Genomic DNA, 14,673 nt, shown 5'->3' on the forward strand with positions numbered 1-14,673 from the left:
AATGAACAAATTTGTTTCTTTTGGAGAAGTTTTATGGGATGTTTTTCCGAATGAAAAGAAAATTGGAGGTGCACCTTTAAATGTTGCATCTCGATTAAATTCTTTTTCAAATGAGGTTACCATGATTAGTGCTATTGGTAAAGATGAGTTAGGGAAATTAATTATTGACTATTTAGAAACACAACATTTAAGTACTGCTAATATTCAAGTTTTAAATGATTTTGAAACAGGAAAAGTATCAGTTACTTTAAATAAAAAAGGAGCAGCAAGTTACGTTATAGAACATCCAAAAGCTTGGGATAAAATACAGTTTACAACAGAAGCATTAGAAAAAGTAAAAAATTCTGATGCTTTTGTTTTTGGGAGTTTAGTGACTAGAGATGAAATTTCTAGAGAAACATTATACCAATACTTAAAAGCTGCTTCTTACAAAATTTTTGATGTAAACATCAGAAAACCGTTTTATGATATTAAAACATTATCAGATTTAATGCTTAAAGCTGATTTTATAAAATTTAATGACGAAGAACTGTATGAAATTGCTGCAGATTTAGGCTCTCCTTACAATAATTTAGAACAAAACCTTCACTTTATGTCATCAAAAACAGCAACCAAAAGAATTTGTGTTACCAAAGGTGAACATGGAGCTGTTCTACTATTTAATGATAAATTGTATTATAATAGTGGATATTTAGTTGATGTGGTAGATACAGTTGGTTCTGGGGATTCTTTTTTAGCCACTTTAATTCATAATTTAACAGCAAATGTACCACCTCAAAAAGCTTTAGATTTGGCTTGTGCTTTAGGTGCTTTAGTAGCTTCAAATAAAGGAGCTAATGCAATAATAAAAAAAGAGAGTATTGATAGTTTTATGCATCTTTAGATAGCTGAAAAAGTAACTATTTTAGTAATTAGAAAGAAAAACTTCTCATCTTGCATCTCTAGACTTTATATTCTCACTGCAGAGTTGAATAATTTCTGTGATTCTTTTTTGTCTTGTGGCTTCTCTTTTTGCTTGCTTTATCCAGTATAAGTAACTTTTTCTGTACGAAGGTGCAAAGTTTTTATAATTATCGAAAGCTTTTGTATTGTTATCAAAAGCTACTTGTAAATCATCAGGTATAATTCCTTTTTCAACATCATCTAAAGCCGACCAAGAACCATTTTGTTGACCAATTTTTATGATTTCTAATCCGCTTTTATGCATCAGGTTATCAGCAGTTAATTGTTTGATGTATTTTTTATTTAATGCACTCCAAGCGCTTTTTTGATTTCTAGGACAGAAATATTGATGTCTTTTTCTATTTCCTAAACTTTTAACTGTAGAATCTATCCATCCATAACACAAAGCAACTTTTACAGCTTCTTCCCAACGCATGGATGCTTCGTTATTTTCTACTTTATAAAAAATTAAATAAACACCTTTTGAATTATTATGGTTCTTAGACAACCAATCTCTCCATTCATCATCATTTTTAAAATATAGTTCTATTTTTTTATCCATCTATAAGGCTGAAATTGTTGTAAATTAAAATTGGTATCTCAACGAATTGAGATACCAATATAACCAACCTAACAAAAATTAACAAATGAAAAAATGTGTTACCAGTTAACAACTAGTAAATTAATACTGTTTCTAAGTGTTTTGTCTAATTCAGATTTATATATCTTATTGATATATTTATAAATATTTTGACCAATTTCTATATTGATGTTATCATCAATATCTATTTTTTTATTGAGTTTGTCTTGTTTTACTAAAACATGATAATCTAAATAATTGTTTTTATTTGTCTTTTCAATTTGCTCTAACGAAATTTTATAATTTTTAGATTCTTTTATGTAGGCTTCTGTGATAATTTCATTGATGAATTGAGTGTAACTTTCTATGACAATAGATGTTGCTTTTTTAGAGGTTTTTATAATTTCTTTTTTAACTGTTTTTCTGTTATCTATTGATAATGTATACTGGGCTTCTAATAATTCTTTTTGGTATGTATCGTATATGGCAAACTTACCTTCGGAATTATTTGTGGGAGCTATGTAGATAGACTTTAGAATATCTTCAAAAACTAAATAATCAGGAGTTTTTTCATTATTGTTAATTTCAATAACTGGATTAAAAATTTTTAGATGTAAATTATTGTGATTGTTTTCATCATTTTGAGCAAATGAAAAAAACTGACTGATCGAAATAAGTATTATAAGTATTTTTTTCATGACTTGGAGTTTTATATTGCAAATATAATAGTATTACTTTTATTATAGAAAATTAAACTATTAATTTAACGCATGTTTAACAAAATATTAAGATTTCAATTCTTTGTTAGTCAGTTAAATAGAAGTGTTGATTCAATAAAGAAAAGGAAACTACAATTATTAGTTTTTTAATGCAAATTTACCTTTAGTATATTTTTGAGTGGGAATAGAATCTAAAATATATGGAATTGAGATAAAAGTTTTAGGAGTTGCTTTGAAAACGCCAAAATGAAGATGAGGTTCTGTACTCATCCCAGTATTACCTGAGTAGGCAATAGGTTGATGTTTTTTTACAGAGTCACCAAGTTTTACAATAACTCCGTCTTTTTTTAAATGTACATATTGCGTAAATAAACCGTCATTATGGTATAGCATTACATAATTACCATCATTTAGGTAAGACTTGCTTCTACCACCTTTATTAGAGTCTTCTTTTACAGCTACAACTACACCATCTTTCATGGCACAAACAGTTTGACCGATATTCATTTTAAAGTCGATAGCATACTTTGATCTTGCTCCTTTATGCGTAAAGTTGGTATTTTGACCTTGTAGAACTTTATAGCGTTTTCCTTTTAAAAAGGGTAAAGCATAATTGTATAAAGTATCGTATTTTTTTAATGGAGTAGAGGAGCCATAGCGCAATCGAAAATTAAATTCATTAAGTATTTGGGTACTATCTTTTTCTTTTTTTGAAAAAGACAATATGAGCTTTTCTTCAAGAGGGTTGAAATCAATTGTCCTATTTTCTTTAGTTTTTATTTTGTAAAATAAATGTGTTTTACAAGCAAATTTGTTTTTTGCAAAAACATGAATACTATCTTCTTTTATTTTAAAATTAATAAAAGACGGTTTTTGTTGACCTTTAGAACAGGAAACAACAAATAAACAAATAACAACTATTCTAAGTACTGTTATCTCCATATTTTATTTGGAAAAACTACTACGCTTTCATGACCATTTTCTCCTACTGCAGAAACACCAAAAAAGAAATTGTCAATTACAATACCTTCTAATGTAAACTCAGTACCTTCTACATATCTACTGTGATCCCAAGTTGGAGATGTAGTATCTCTCCAATAAATTTTATATCCTTTAGCACCATCAACTTTACTCCATCTTAATTTTGCAGATGGTTGTACAATTCCACCAATTTCTACAACTTTTGGAGCTTCTGGAGCCCAAGCTAAAGAAGCCAAATTTATGGTATTAACAGTAGTAAGTTTTTTAGCGTATCCAAAATTTACATGTTCAAAAGTATCTCCATATTTTATACCATTTTCAGTTCTAATGTCTTGATGTTGTTGTGTGTAATTTTCGTGAGCTTCCATAATTCTAATTCCAGCAAATCCTAAATCGTTAAAAGGTCTATGGTGTCCTCCTCGTCCAAATCTATCCAGTCTGTATATCATCATTGGATTCATTTCTGGCATATATGTTTTAGTAGTTTTATGCACATATCTGGCTAATTGACGTGAAATTCCATCAACTTCACCTCCATAAAACCTGCGCATTCTTCTTTGTCTTTCTGTCTCGTTTGCTGGTACAGGTTCACTAAAAATTCTGAAAGAGCGATTGTCTATTACACCATCTACACCTTTGATATTCCCAATCATATCATTATTTAAAATTCCGATAATATCCCAGCCTTTTTCTTTTGCATATTTAGCTAGTCCTGCTCCACCAAAAAGACCTTGTTCTTCTCCAGAAAGACCAACATAAATAATACTACTTTCAAATTTATATTTACTTAAAACTCGAGAAGCTTCGATAGTTCCTGCCATACCAGAGGCATTATCATTTGCACCTGGTGCATCTGTTGTATAATCCATTGTATTACTTGCACGTGAATCTATATCACCACTCATAATGATAAATCTGTTTGGGTATTTTGTGCCTCTTTGAATTGCAACAACATTTACTACATAAGCATCATGAGGAACTCTACTACCCATTTTTGTAGTAACTAAATCTTTCTGATAAAAAACGTTAAGACAATTATTACAATTTTTAGAAATGGTTTCGAATTCAGATTTTATCCATCTTCTTGCAGCTCCAATTCCACGAGTATTAGAGATGGTGTCAGAGAATGTATTTCTTGTTCCAAATTCCGTCAAAGTTTTTACATCAGCTTTAATTCTATCAGCAGAAACTGAATTGATAATGTCATAAATTCTTGTATCTGTTTGAGCAAATGTTGAACTTGAGATAAGTAAAAAAAGTAAGAAGTGTTTCATGTTTTTATTGTTTGAATTTCCAGAAAGGTATTGTAACTACATTTAATAAGATAGTGTCTTTCTTTTTATTGATAAATTTTCTGTTGATTTTTAGATGATGATTGCCGTTTTTTAAACTATCAATATTTACATAAGTTTCAAAACCCATGTTTTTATTTTTATTGGTTGTAAAAAGGTAATTAGTTTTATAATAAGTGTTGTTAATTTTTGTTTTATATATTTCATTAAAAGTTTTGTAATAGACTTTTACTAAACTATCTCTTTTTTTAAATTCTTTGGTGGTAAAGTTATTAGAAAAGAAAGCATCAGATTGTAGTCCACGTCTGTCATTTATTGGTTTTAAACCCGGATTATAATCATATAATCTGTTTTCTAAATTATCTGTGAAAACAATAAAAACTTTTAAGTAGTTATCTGTAATTACTTTAGATTGAATTGTAACACGGTTTATAAAATCATCTTCTTTAATCAATAAGTCTTCGTAATTACCAGCATTAGCAACAAATTCTGATGAGTTTTTTTTGATGTCTAAAAAGTTTGAATCAACATAAGAATAGGATGTTAAATATAAAACTCCAATATAAATAGGAGCTAAGATAAAGCTTAGTCTTTTCCCGAATTTATTATCTAAAAAATTATAAACTAATGGTCTATATAAAAACGATAGGGTAATAATATTGAATACTCTGTAAATTGGAAAATAGATTTTACTTGTCCATTTTTTTCTTTTTAAAAAACCTTGAGTAACAAAGTCAATAAAGGTTAGCAACATTCCAAATAATGTAAAAAGGATTAAACCTATCCCTGTAAAGGTGAAGATGTCGTCCCAGACTCCATTAAAATCATTCTCTAAAAAGATAACAACTATTAAAATTATGCTAACCACACATAAAAAACTGGCAAGAAAATAAAAAATAAATAGGAAAGAAATGGCAAAAAGAATACTACAATAATCTTCTAAAGTAGCAATGTATTTGTCAAAAGAACCAATTCTTTTTTTTAAATATTTGGTGAATTTTGGTGAGTAATTTAATACTTCGTAGTCAATATCTCCAGAAACATATCGCAGTCCTAAAGCTCCAATCCAAAGACCTCTTAAAATAACATGAATTAGCAGGTTTGCCAATAAAATCCAACAAGAAATATTAATAGCAAACCAAATTAAACTTTCAACCAGATGCTTATCATGTTGTGCAATTTGAAACTTTAAGGCTAAGGTATCTGTAGCAGTAAATAAGCCAAAAATAGCAAAACCAGAAATAAGCAGTTCTAATTGCCAGCTTTCTTGCTGAAGTTTATCTAAAAGTTCTTTAAAAGTAGATTTTTGATATTCTTGACTCATTCTAATTTTGTCTTTTATAAATATACTGACCTTTTTAAAAATAAAAAAACCACTTCACGTTAATGAAATGGTTTTTAACATTATTTGTTGTTTATTTATTCTTTATCTAATTTTTTAGTTTGATTGAAACCAATCAACAAAGCTCCACCAGCACATAAAAACACAGAAGCTGCATAAAAAACACCAGAGTCTATTGCATTATCTGGTCTATTTTCCCAAGATCCATCATAACCAAAATAATATCCTAGTATACTTCCTAAAAGAATTCCAATTCCAATTCCCATAGCCAATAAGCCTAAGTTTAAAATAAATACTTTCCAAAAAGGAGCAGCATTTTTTGGATTTCCTTTCATAAAGATACTTGCTTCAGCCCCTTTTTCTATTAATGCCATACGCTCTTTGTTTCTAGTTGAAAAATATAGATAGAAAACTCCAAAGATGCTTCCAAATATTATTGCTAAAACTGCGATTTCCATAATTTATAATTTTAAAGTTCAAATGATTAATTTTATTGTGTTTGTAGCTTTGACTATAGTACTATAAAAAAGGTTACAAAAAATTAAAAAATTATTTTTATTGATAAATTTTGTAACCTATATAAAGAAGTAACAGTCAAAGATAAAATGACTAACAAAAACGACCAACTATATATTACTAAAGTCATCAATGGAGATACAAATGCATTTGCGTATCTAGTTGATAATTATAAAGGCATGATATATACTTTGGCGTATAAAATGACAAAAAGTAGAGAAGAGGCAGAAGAAATTAGTCAAGATACATTTATAAAAGCATACAGAAATTTAAGTAAATTTAAAGGAGATTCTAAATTTTCAACTTGGTTATATAGAATAGGATATCATGCAAGTTTAGATGCAATAAAAAAGAATAAGAAGAGTAATAATACGTTTGAAATTAATGAAGTAACCTTTAATCAAATAAAATCTGTAGAAGATGTTTTAGAAGGAATAGAACGAAAAGAACGAGCTGAAATTCTAGATAAATGCTTAACGCAATTGCCAGAAGATGAGTGTTCTATGATTTGGATGTTTTATTATGATGAATTAAGTTTGAAAGAAATTATAGAAGTTACTCAATTATCACAAGCAAATGTAAAAGTAAAGTTACATAGAGCTAGAAAACGATTATTAAAAATTGTAGAAAATACTGTTGAACCAGAAATTATAAATCATTATGGGAGAAAATAAACATATCGAAGAGTTAGATGCTTTTGCAAAAAAGTATGTAAAAGAGATAGCACAAGAAAAGCCGTCTATAGATTTCACTGCTTCAATACTAGATAAAATAGCATTAGAAAAATCACAAAAAAGTGTATTTAAAACTAAAGCTTTAATCTCCAAAAAATCATGGTTTGCTATTTTTACTTTACTATTAGCAATAGTTTTATTATCAAATAAATATTCAGAGAAAAGTGTTTTAGAATTTCCTGAGGTTGATTTTTCTTTTTTAGATAAAATTCAAATTCCTAATTTGTTTGAATCTTTAACAATATCAAACTCGGTTTTAATTTCAGTGTTTCTTTTTGGTTTAATGTTTATTGCTCAAGTAGTTTTTTTAAAAAAACATTTTGATAAACGATTTGATTAGAAATCAAGATGATAAACTTATCTTTACTAGTGTGTTTTAAAGAATAGCTTAATTACAAATTCTCAATAGCAGCTTCTGCACAACGTTCACCATCCATGGCAGCAGAAACTATGCCACCAGCATAACCACCACCTTCACCACAAGGATATAATCCTTGGATTTCTGTATGTTCTAAATTCTCTTTTCTTGGAATATTTACAGGTGATGAAGTTCGAGACTCAACCCCAATAATATTGGCTTGGTTAGTATAATAACCATGCATTTTTTGTCCAAAAGCAGCAAAACCTTTTCGTAATCTTCCACCAATAATTTTTGGTAATAAAGAGTGTAAAGGTGCAGATTTTAACCCAGGTTGATAAGAGCAATCATTTAAAGTTGGTGAAGGTTTGCCTTCTACAAAATCAACTAGCCTTTGTGCAGGTGCAGTTTGATTTCTACCTCCAGCAGTAAAAGCTAGTTTTTCTAAATCTTTTTGAAATTGTAATCCTTTTAATGGACCTAAATGTTCATATTTTTTAAAATCTTTATCGATATCTAATTCTACTACAATTCCTGAATTCGCAAATTGATTATTTCGCTTAGAAGGAGACATTCCATTAACCACAACTTCTCCATTTGCAGTTGCTGCAGGAACTATAAAGCCTCCTGGACACATACAAAAAGAATAGACTCCTCTGTTATTAACTTGTTGTACCAAACTATAAGCAGCAGCAGGTAATAATTCATCTCTTTCTCCAGAACAATGGTACTGAATTTGATCTATAATTTCTTGAGGATGTTCTACACGTACACCCATTGCAAAAGACTTTGCTTTTAAAGCAATATTTTTTTTGTGTAATAACTCATAAATATCACGAGCAGAATGACCTGTAGCTAAAATAACTGAATTAACAGTCATTTCTTTTCCATTCTGTAACTGAATAGCTTGTAGTTTATTGTTTTTAATAACAAAGTCTGTAACTCGAGTTTCAAAATGGATTTCGCCACCAAACTCTAAAATGGTTTCTCGAATATTCTGAATAATCTTTGGTAATTTATTAGTACCTATATGTGGATGGGCATCAATAAGAATTTGTTCTGTTGCACCATGAAAAACTAAGTTTTCAAAAATACGCCTTACATCTCCACGTTTTAAACTTCTTGTATAAAGCTTTCCATCAGAATATGTACCTGCACCACCTTCGCCAAAACAATAATTAGAGTCTTCATTAACTTCATGAAACTGATTGATGGCTCGTAAATCTCTACGTCTGTCGCGTACATTTTTCCCGCGTTCTAAAACAATTGGCTTATAGCCTAATTCAATACAGCGTAATGCTGCATACATACCTGCTGGACCAAAACCAACAATGTGAATTTCTTTAGCATTAGAAACGTCTTTATACTCAAATTCGTAGTCAGATTTTTCAGGAACAACTTCATTGATATATACAGCAACCTTGTAATTAAAAATAATGTCTTTTTTACGAGCATCTATAGATTTTCGTAAAACTTTTACGGCAGAAATTTCATTTTTGTCAATATTTAATTGTTTTGAAGCTTTAAACAAAAGGATGTTTTCTTTGCGCTCTTCAATTAAATTTATACGTAGCTGAATTTCTTTTACCATAAGACAAAAGTAAGGAAATTAAAAATTGAAAGTAGTAAACAATTTATGGATATAAATCTTTTAAATAAATGAAATCGTATTGATAATTTTATGCCTTTAGGTTTAAGATCATACTTTTATAAGTAGAAGTTTTAAGTCAAACTAGCTAAAACATAAAGACTTCTTAAAACTTTTTAATATTGTAGGTCTTACTTTCTATTTTTTCTATCTTTAAACATTATTTACAGTTCAATGAATCAGGATAAATATAAAGTTAAAAATACCATTCAATTAGATGATTTTAATACAAAAGAAATCATTGAGAATGCTAAAAGAAAGCTGAAAAAAATCAGAAAAAAAATTAGCAAATTGCAAGATACAATGTATGCAGAAAGCAAATATGGTATGTTAATTTGTTTACAAGGAATGGATACGTCAGGTAAAGACAGTTTGATTCGTGAGGTTTTTAAAGACGTAAATGCAAGAGGAGTTGTGGTGCATAGTTTTAAAGTACCTACAGAAAAAGAATTAAAACATGATTTTTTATGGCGACATTATATTGCTTTACCTCCAAAAGGTAAGATAGGTGTGTTTAATAGAACTCATTATGAAAATGTTCTGGTAACTAGAGTGCATCCAGAATATGTGTTTTCAGAAAACATACCAACTGTAAGAAGTTTAGATGATTTAAATGATGAATTCTACCATAATAGAATGGACAGAATTAATGCTTTTGAAAATCATTTGGTCGAAAACGGAACCATAGTTTTAAAATTCTTCTTAAACTTATCTAAAGAAGAGCAAAAAAATAGATTGTTACGAAGATTGAATCTTCCTGAGAAAAACTGGAAATTCTCTTCTGGCGATTTAAAAGAACGTAAATTATGGGATAAATACATGTTCTGTTATGAAGATTTACTCAATAGAACCTCTAAAGAAGAAGCACCTTGGTTTGTAATTCCTGCGGATGATAAACCTACTGCAAGACTACTTTTAGCAGATATTGTTCTACAAGAATTAGAAAAATACAATTTTAAAGAACCCTCTTTATCTCAAAAAGATTTAGATCAATTAGACGAATTTATAGCACAATTAAACAACGAATGAAATTAAACTTAACAAAGCCAATTGTATTTTTTGATTTAGAAACTACAGGAGTTAACATTGGTACAGACAGAATTGTAGAGATTTCAATTTTAAAAGTGTTTCCAAACGGAAACAAAGAAAGTAAAACGTGGTTGGTAAATCCAGAAATAGAGATTCCAAAAGAAGCGACTGATGTTCACGGAATTACAAACGAAGAAGTAGTCACAGAACCTACTTTTAAAGAACTAGCACCAAAAGTTAGTGAGATGATTGCAGATTCAGATTTGGCAGGATTCAATTCTAATAGATTTGATATTCCACTTTTAGCAGAAGAATTAATGCGAGCTGGTATAGATTTTGATATGAAAACTAGAAAAGCGATAGATATACAAGTAATTTTTCATAAAAAAGAACAAAGAACACTAAGTGCAGGGTATCAGTTTTATTGTGGTAAAGAATTAGAAGGTGCTCACGGAGCAGAAGCAGATACCAATGCTACTTATGAAATTTTGTTAGCTCAATTAGAAAAATACGATGATATAGAAAATTCTGTTGATGCGTTGAGCGAATTTTCTACTCATGGAAAACGTGCGGATTTTGCTGGTTTTATTTTAATGAATGATGAGGATAAAGAAATCTTTTCATTTGGTAAGTATAAAGGCAGAACAGTAGAAGAGGTGTTAAAAGAAAATCCAGGATATAACAACTGGATACAGAATGCAGATTTTCCATTGTATACAAAAAAGGTGTTAAGAGAAATTAAGGAAAGAATGTCAGCGCCTAAAAAAAAGATGACAGATGAAGAAAAGTTACAGGCCTTACAGCAGAAATTTAATTTGAGATAGATAGTTTGTCAAACTAAAAATAAACATTAAAATTATGTTTACAGAATATAAAAATTTACCAGATAATTCGAGAGTTTGGATTTACCAATCAGATAGAGAATTTACCCCAAATGAAGTTGAATTCATATCAACAAAAGCAGAAGATTTTATCAATCAATGGACACGTCATGGAGATGATTTAAAAGGCTCTTTTACAATTAAATACAATCAGTTTCTAATATTGGCTGTAGATGAAAGCTTTAACGACGTTTCTGGGTGTTCTATAGATAGCTCAGTGCGTTTTATTCAAAAAATTGAGCATGAATTGAAATTAGATTTAATGGATAAATTAAATGTTACTTTTAAAAATGAGGATCATATTAATTTAGTGAAATTAGCAGATTTTCAAAAGTTTGCAAAAGCCCAAAAAATTACTCCAGAAACTATTGTTTTTAATAATATGGTAAATACCAAAGAAGATTTTGAAAAGAATTGGGAAATTCCAGCAAAACAAAGCTGGCACAAACGCTTTTTGGTATAAAATTAGTTTCTAAAAATACCCCTAATATTTAATAAGTTGCGTTAAGGATTTAAATGACATCCTTTAGTTTTTAGTTCGAGTTAATTTGTGAATAATGAACAAATTTGTATTGAGAGCATAAACTAAAAGAAATAATAAAACCTTGTTAAAACGCACTAAACAATATTTTAAAAATAATATGAAGAAAGAGTTACTTGTTGTTTTTTTATTAAGTCTTGTTTTACCGTTATCAGCACAAAGAATAGATCCTTTAGCCACAAAAGATTTAGGAGTGCAAACAATTTGGGTAGATAGTATTATGAATAACATGACTTTAGATGAAAAAATAGGTCAGTTATTTATGGTGCAAGCCTATTCTAATTTAGATCAAAAACATGAAGATTTTATTACTGAAATGATTACCAAATATCATGTTGGAAATCTAATTTTTATGCAAGGAACTCCAGAAAAACAAGCGGAGTTAAATAACAAGTACCAAGCTGCTTCAAAGTTACCATTGCTAATTGGTTTTGATGGAGAATGGGGTTTAGATATGCGTTTAAAAAACACGTATAGATTTCCTTGGAACATGACTTTAGGTGCCATTAAAAACGATTCTTTAGTCAAACAGTTTGGAAAACATATTGGTGAACATTGCAAACGATTGGGAATTCACATTAATTTTGCGCCAGTTGTAGATATTAATGTAAATCCAGAAAATCCAATTATTGGAAATCGTTCTTTTGGAGAAAATAAAGACAATGTTACGCAAAAGGCAATAGCATTTACTCAAGGAATGCAAAGTCAAGGAGTTTTAGCCAATGCAAAACACTTTCCTGGTCATGGAGACACTGCAGCAGATTCTCATCATACCTTGCCCGTTTTAAATTTTGATATGGCTCGTTTAGATTCAATAGAATTATATCCTTATAAAAAACTATTTGATAAAGGTGTAGCAAGTGTTATGACTGCACATTTAAGCATTCCAAGTTTAGAGTCTGACAGTAGATTGCCAACATCACTTTCTAAAAGTGTAACTACAGATTTATTACAATATAAATTAGGTTTCAATGGATTGATTATTACTGACGGATTAAATATGAAAGGAGCCACTAATTATGCAACATCTGCAGAGATAGATTTGGCAGCGATACAAGCAGGTAATGACTTGTTGTTAATTCCGCAAGATGTACCTGCAACTGTAAGTTTAATTAAAAAAGCCATTGAGCTTAAAACACTAACAGAAGAACGAATTAATTTTTCTGTTCGTAAAATTTTAAAAGCAAAATATTGGGCAGGTTTACATAATTATCAGCCTATAAAAATACAGAACCTGCAACAAGATTTAAACAGACCTAAAGACGAGTTATTGCATAGAGAATTGGTAAAAAACTCATTAACGGTTATCAAAAACAGAAAAGCAGATATACCAATAAGTAATTTAGAGAAAAGAAAAATTGCATATGTAAAATTGGGTGATGATTCTGGAAATCATTTTGTAAATATGATGCAAAATTACACCAAAGTTGATGTGATTTCTGATGCTAATTTAGATGGATTACTAAAAAAACTAGAACGTTATAATTTGGTGATTATCGGTTTTCATAAATCTAATGCGCATCCTTGGAAAAGTTATAAGTTTAAAGACAAAGAGTTGGTTTGGCTGCAAGAAATTGCGAGAAAGAAAAGAGTAATTTTAGATGTTTTTACAAGTCCTTATAGTTTGTTAAAGATAAAAACGTTTGAAAATATTGAAGGATTAATTATTTCATATCAGAATAGTAAATTAGCCCAAGAACTTTCTGCTCAACTACTTTTTGGAGCCTTTAAAGCGAATGGAAAACTCCCAGTTTCTATTAAAAATATATTTCCAGAAGGATCTGGTTTAGTAACAACAAATCTCAGTAGGTTTGAATATACAATTCCAGAGGCTGCAAATGTATCCTCAGAAAAATTACAAGATATTGATTCTTTAGCCACTATTATTTTAGAAGATAAAATGGCTCCAGGTTTTCAACTCCTTGTTGCCAGAAATGGGAAGGTTATTTTAAAAAAAAGTTACGGCTATCATACAGATGAAAATAAAATAAAAGTTAAAGATTCTGATGTATACGACTTGGCATCACTTACTAAAATTTTAGCTTCTTTGCCTTTAATTATGAAAGCAGAAGAAGATAAAAAAATTACACTGAATGCAAAATTAAAAGACATTCTGCCAAGTTTTAGAAAAACCAATAAGGCTTCAGTTTCCGTAAAGCAAATCTTGTCTCATTATGGACGTTTAAAAGCGTGGATTCCTTTTTACAAAGAAACTCAAGATAGTATTACAGGCTTAAATCTTCAAGAGTTTTACAGTACAAAAAAGTCAAGAAAATACAACATTAAAGTTGCCCAAGATCTCTATCTCAATAAAAATTACAAAGACACTATTTATAAGCATATAAGAGAAGTAGATCAAAGAGAAAGACCAGGTTATAAATATAGTGATTTGGGCTATTACATCTTTAAAGAAGCACTTGAAAAAAAATACGATAAACCTTTGAATACTTTAGTAGATGAAGTATTTTACCAATCTTTAGGAGCAAATAGAACAAGTTATTTGCCGCTACAAAAGTTTCCAAAATCTCAAATTGTTCCTACAGAAAAAGATGATTACTACAGAAATCAACTATTGCATGGTTATGTACATGATATGGGTGCTGCAATGTTAGGTGGTGTAGGTGGTCACGCAGGTTTATTTGCCAATGCAAACGATGTGGCAAAAATTATGCAAATGTATTTGCAGAAAGGTTTTTATGGAGGTAAACGCTATCTAAAATCTGAAACAGTCGAAAAATTTAACAAAAGGTACTACTCAAATAAAAAAGTACGTAGAGGTTTAGGTTTTGATAAACCACAACTTAATAAACGTATAAAATCTACTTGTGGTTGTGTTTCAGATGAAAGTTTTGGACATTCTGGTTTTACAGGTACGTATGCTTGGGCAGATCCTAAAAGTGGTTTGGTGTATGTGTTTCTCTCAAATAGAGTCTATCCAACTATGGAAAACAAAGGATTGATAAAAAGTAATATGCGTACAGAAATACAGCAAATTATACAAGATGCTATTTTAGATTAGAAGCTGTTTCCTGCTATCCGCACTCGCTTTTTTTACTTTTGTTCTCGATACAAATTTGTTCATTCTTCTCAAATTCACTCGAACTGACAGT

Annotated in this window: 14 protein-coding genes; 7 read left to right on the plus strand and 7 right to left on the minus strand. The window is 29.5% G+C overall.

What is annotated here, in order from left to right:
- Position 1: 1 nt before the first annotated feature.
- Positions 2-883 carry a carbohydrate kinase family protein gene (locus FP421_RS11440; protein WP_159950741.1) on the plus strand — a complete coding sequence of 294 codons (882 nt, stop codon included), beginning with the start codon at positions 2-4 and terminating at the stop codon, positions 881-883.
- 45 nt (positions 884-928) lie between these two features.
- Here the strand turns inward: FP421_RS11440 and FP421_RS11445 are convergent, their stop codons facing one another.
- The 6 genes from FP421_RS11445 to FP421_RS11470 form a co-directional block, all read right to left on the minus strand.
- Positions 929-1,504 carry a YdeI/OmpD-associated family protein gene (locus FP421_RS11445; protein ID WP_159950743.1) on the minus strand — a complete coding sequence of 192 codons (576 nt, stop codon included), beginning with the start codon at positions 1,502-1,504 and terminating at the stop codon, positions 929-931.
- Positions 1,505-1,602: 98 nt separating this feature from the next.
- The gene (locus FP421_RS11450) at positions 1,603-2,220 is read right to left on the minus strand and encodes a hypothetical protein (RefSeq protein WP_159950745.1); all 618 of its coding nucleotides are present in this window, start codon (positions 2,218-2,220) and stop codon (positions 1,603-1,605) included.
- 159 nt (positions 2,221-2,379) lie between these two features.
- Positions 2,380-3,183 (minus strand): M23 family metallopeptidase, encoded by an 804-nt coding sequence (locus tag FP421_RS15275; RefSeq protein ID WP_159950747.1) that lies wholly within the window; start codon positions 3,181-3,183, stop codon positions 2,380-2,382.
- The gene (locus FP421_RS11460) at positions 3,174-4,496 is read right to left on the minus strand and encodes a M28 family peptidase (RefSeq protein WP_159950749.1); all 1,323 of its coding nucleotides are present in this window, start codon (positions 4,494-4,496) and stop codon (positions 3,174-3,176) included. Before FP421_RS11460 ends, FP421_RS15275 begins: the two co-directional genes overlap by 10 nt.
- A gap of 4 nt (positions 4,497-4,500) precedes the next feature.
- A complete protein-coding gene (locus FP421_RS11465; protein ID WP_159950751.1) occupies positions 4,501-5,838 on the minus strand; it encodes a hypothetical protein in 1,338 nt (445 codons plus the stop codon).
- Between the two features lie 95 nt (positions 5,839-5,933).
- Positions 5,934-6,314 (minus strand): DUF6249 domain-containing protein, encoded by a 381-nt coding sequence (locus FP421_RS11470; protein WP_159950753.1) that lies wholly within the window; start codon positions 6,312-6,314, stop codon positions 5,934-5,936.
- Between the two features lie 147 nt (positions 6,315-6,461).
- Here FP421_RS11470 and FP421_RS11475 point away from each other — a divergent pair, with 147 nt between their 5' ends.
- Both FP421_RS11475 and FP421_RS11480 read left to right on the plus strand, forming a co-directional pair.
- Positions 6,462-7,046 carry an RNA polymerase sigma factor gene (locus FP421_RS11475; RefSeq protein WP_159950755.1) on the plus strand — a complete coding sequence of 195 codons (585 nt, stop codon included), beginning with the start codon at positions 6,462-6,464 and terminating at the stop codon, positions 7,044-7,046.
- Positions 7,033-7,446 carry a hypothetical protein gene (locus tag FP421_RS11480; protein ID WP_159950757.1) on the plus strand — a complete coding sequence of 138 codons (414 nt, stop codon included), beginning with the start codon at positions 7,033-7,035 and terminating at the stop codon, positions 7,444-7,446. Before FP421_RS11475 ends, FP421_RS11480 begins: the two co-directional genes overlap by 14 nt.
- A gap of 52 nt (positions 7,447-7,498) precedes the next feature.
- Here FP421_RS11480 and FP421_RS11485 read toward each other — a convergent pair whose 3' ends face one another.
- The gene (locus tag FP421_RS11485) at positions 7,499-9,055 is read right to left on the minus strand and encodes an NAD(P)/FAD-dependent oxidoreductase (RefSeq protein WP_159950759.1); all 1,557 of its coding nucleotides are present in this window, start codon (positions 9,053-9,055) and stop codon (positions 7,499-7,501) included.
- Between the two features lie 231 nt (positions 9,056-9,286).
- Here FP421_RS11485 and FP421_RS11490 point away from each other — a divergent pair, with 231 nt between their 5' ends.
- The 4 genes from FP421_RS11490 to FP421_RS11505 all read left to right on the plus strand — a co-directional run bounded on the left by FP421_RS11490 (position 9,287) and on the right by FP421_RS11505 (position 14,582).
- Positions 9,287-10,141 carry a PPK2 family polyphosphate kinase gene (locus FP421_RS11490; protein ID WP_159950761.1) on the plus strand — a complete coding sequence of 285 codons (855 nt, stop codon included), beginning with the start codon at positions 9,287-9,289 and terminating at the stop codon, positions 10,139-10,141.
- Positions 10,138-10,965 (plus strand): 3'-5' exonuclease, encoded by an 828-nt coding sequence (locus FP421_RS11495; RefSeq protein ID WP_159950763.1) that lies wholly within the window; start codon positions 10,138-10,140, stop codon positions 10,963-10,965. The genes FP421_RS11490 and FP421_RS11495 overlap by 4 nt, the downstream gene beginning before the upstream one ends.
- 34 nt (positions 10,966-10,999) lie before the next feature.
- Positions 11,000-11,485 carry an ABC transporter ATPase gene (locus FP421_RS11500; protein ID WP_159950765.1) on the plus strand — a complete coding sequence of 162 codons (486 nt, stop codon included), beginning with the start codon at positions 11,000-11,002 and terminating at the stop codon, positions 11,483-11,485.
- A gap of 178 nt (positions 11,486-11,663) precedes the next feature.
- Complete coding sequence (locus tag FP421_RS11505) at positions 11,664-14,582, plus strand: glycoside hydrolase family 3 N-terminal domain-containing protein (RefSeq protein WP_159950767.1); 2,919 nt, start codon at positions 11,664-11,666, stop codon at positions 14,580-14,582.
- Positions 14,583-14,673: the final 91 nt, after the last annotated feature.

The sequence above is a fragment of the Polaribacter septentrionalilitoris genome (assembly GCF_009832745.1).
Classification (GTDB): Bacteria; Bacteroidota; Bacteroidia; order Flavobacteriales; family Flavobacteriaceae; genus Polaribacter; species Polaribacter septentrionalilitoris.

Bases quoted from the DNA above. Each gene is read 5' to 3' on its own strand.
- FP421_RS11440 (WP_159950741.1), top strand. From the start codon at position 2: ATGAACAAATTTGTTTCTTTTGGAGAAGTTTTATGGGATGTTTTTCCG.
- FP421_RS11445 (WP_159950743.1), bottom strand. From the start codon at position 1,504: ATGGATAAAAAAATAGAACTATATTTTAAAAATGATGATGAATGGAGA.
- FP421_RS11450 (WP_159950745.1), bottom strand. From the start codon at position 2,220: ATGAAAAAAATACTTATAATACTTATTTCGATCAGTCAGTTTTTTTCA.
- FP421_RS15275 (WP_159950747.1), bottom strand. From the start codon at position 3,183: ATGGAGATAACAGTACTTAGAATAGTTGTTATTTGTTTATTTGTTGTT.
- FP421_RS11460 (WP_159950749.1), bottom strand. From the start codon at position 4,496: ATGAAACACTTCTTACTTTTTTTACTTATCTCAAGTTCAACATTTGCT.
- FP421_RS11465 (WP_159950751.1), bottom strand. From the start codon at position 5,838: ATGAGTCAAGAATATCAAAAATCTACTTTTAAAGAACTTTTAGATAAA.
- FP421_RS11470 (WP_159950753.1), bottom strand. From the start codon at position 6,314: ATGGAAATCGCAGTTTTAGCAATAATATTTGGAAGCATCTTTGGAGTT.
- FP421_RS11475 (WP_159950755.1), top strand. From the start codon at position 6,462: ATGACTAACAAAAACGACCAACTATATATTACTAAAGTCATCAATGGA.
- FP421_RS11480 (WP_159950757.1), top strand. From the start codon at position 7,033: ATGGGAGAAAATAAACATATCGAAGAGTTAGATGCTTTTGCAAAAAAG.
- FP421_RS11485 (WP_159950759.1), bottom strand. From the start codon at position 9,055: ATGGTAAAAGAAATTCAGCTACGTATAAATTTAATTGAAGAGCGCAAA.
- FP421_RS11490 (WP_159950761.1), top strand. From the start codon at position 9,287: ATGAATCAGGATAAATATAAAGTTAAAAATACCATTCAATTAGATGAT.
- FP421_RS11495 (WP_159950763.1), top strand. From the start codon at position 10,138: ATGAAATTAAACTTAACAAAGCCAATTGTATTTTTTGATTTAGAAACT.
- FP421_RS11500 (WP_159950765.1), top strand. From the start codon at position 11,000: ATGTTTACAGAATATAAAAATTTACCAGATAATTCGAGAGTTTGGATT.
- FP421_RS11505 (WP_159950767.1), top strand. From the start codon at position 11,664: ATGAAGAAAGAGTTACTTGTTGTTTTTTTATTAAGTCTTGTTTTACCG.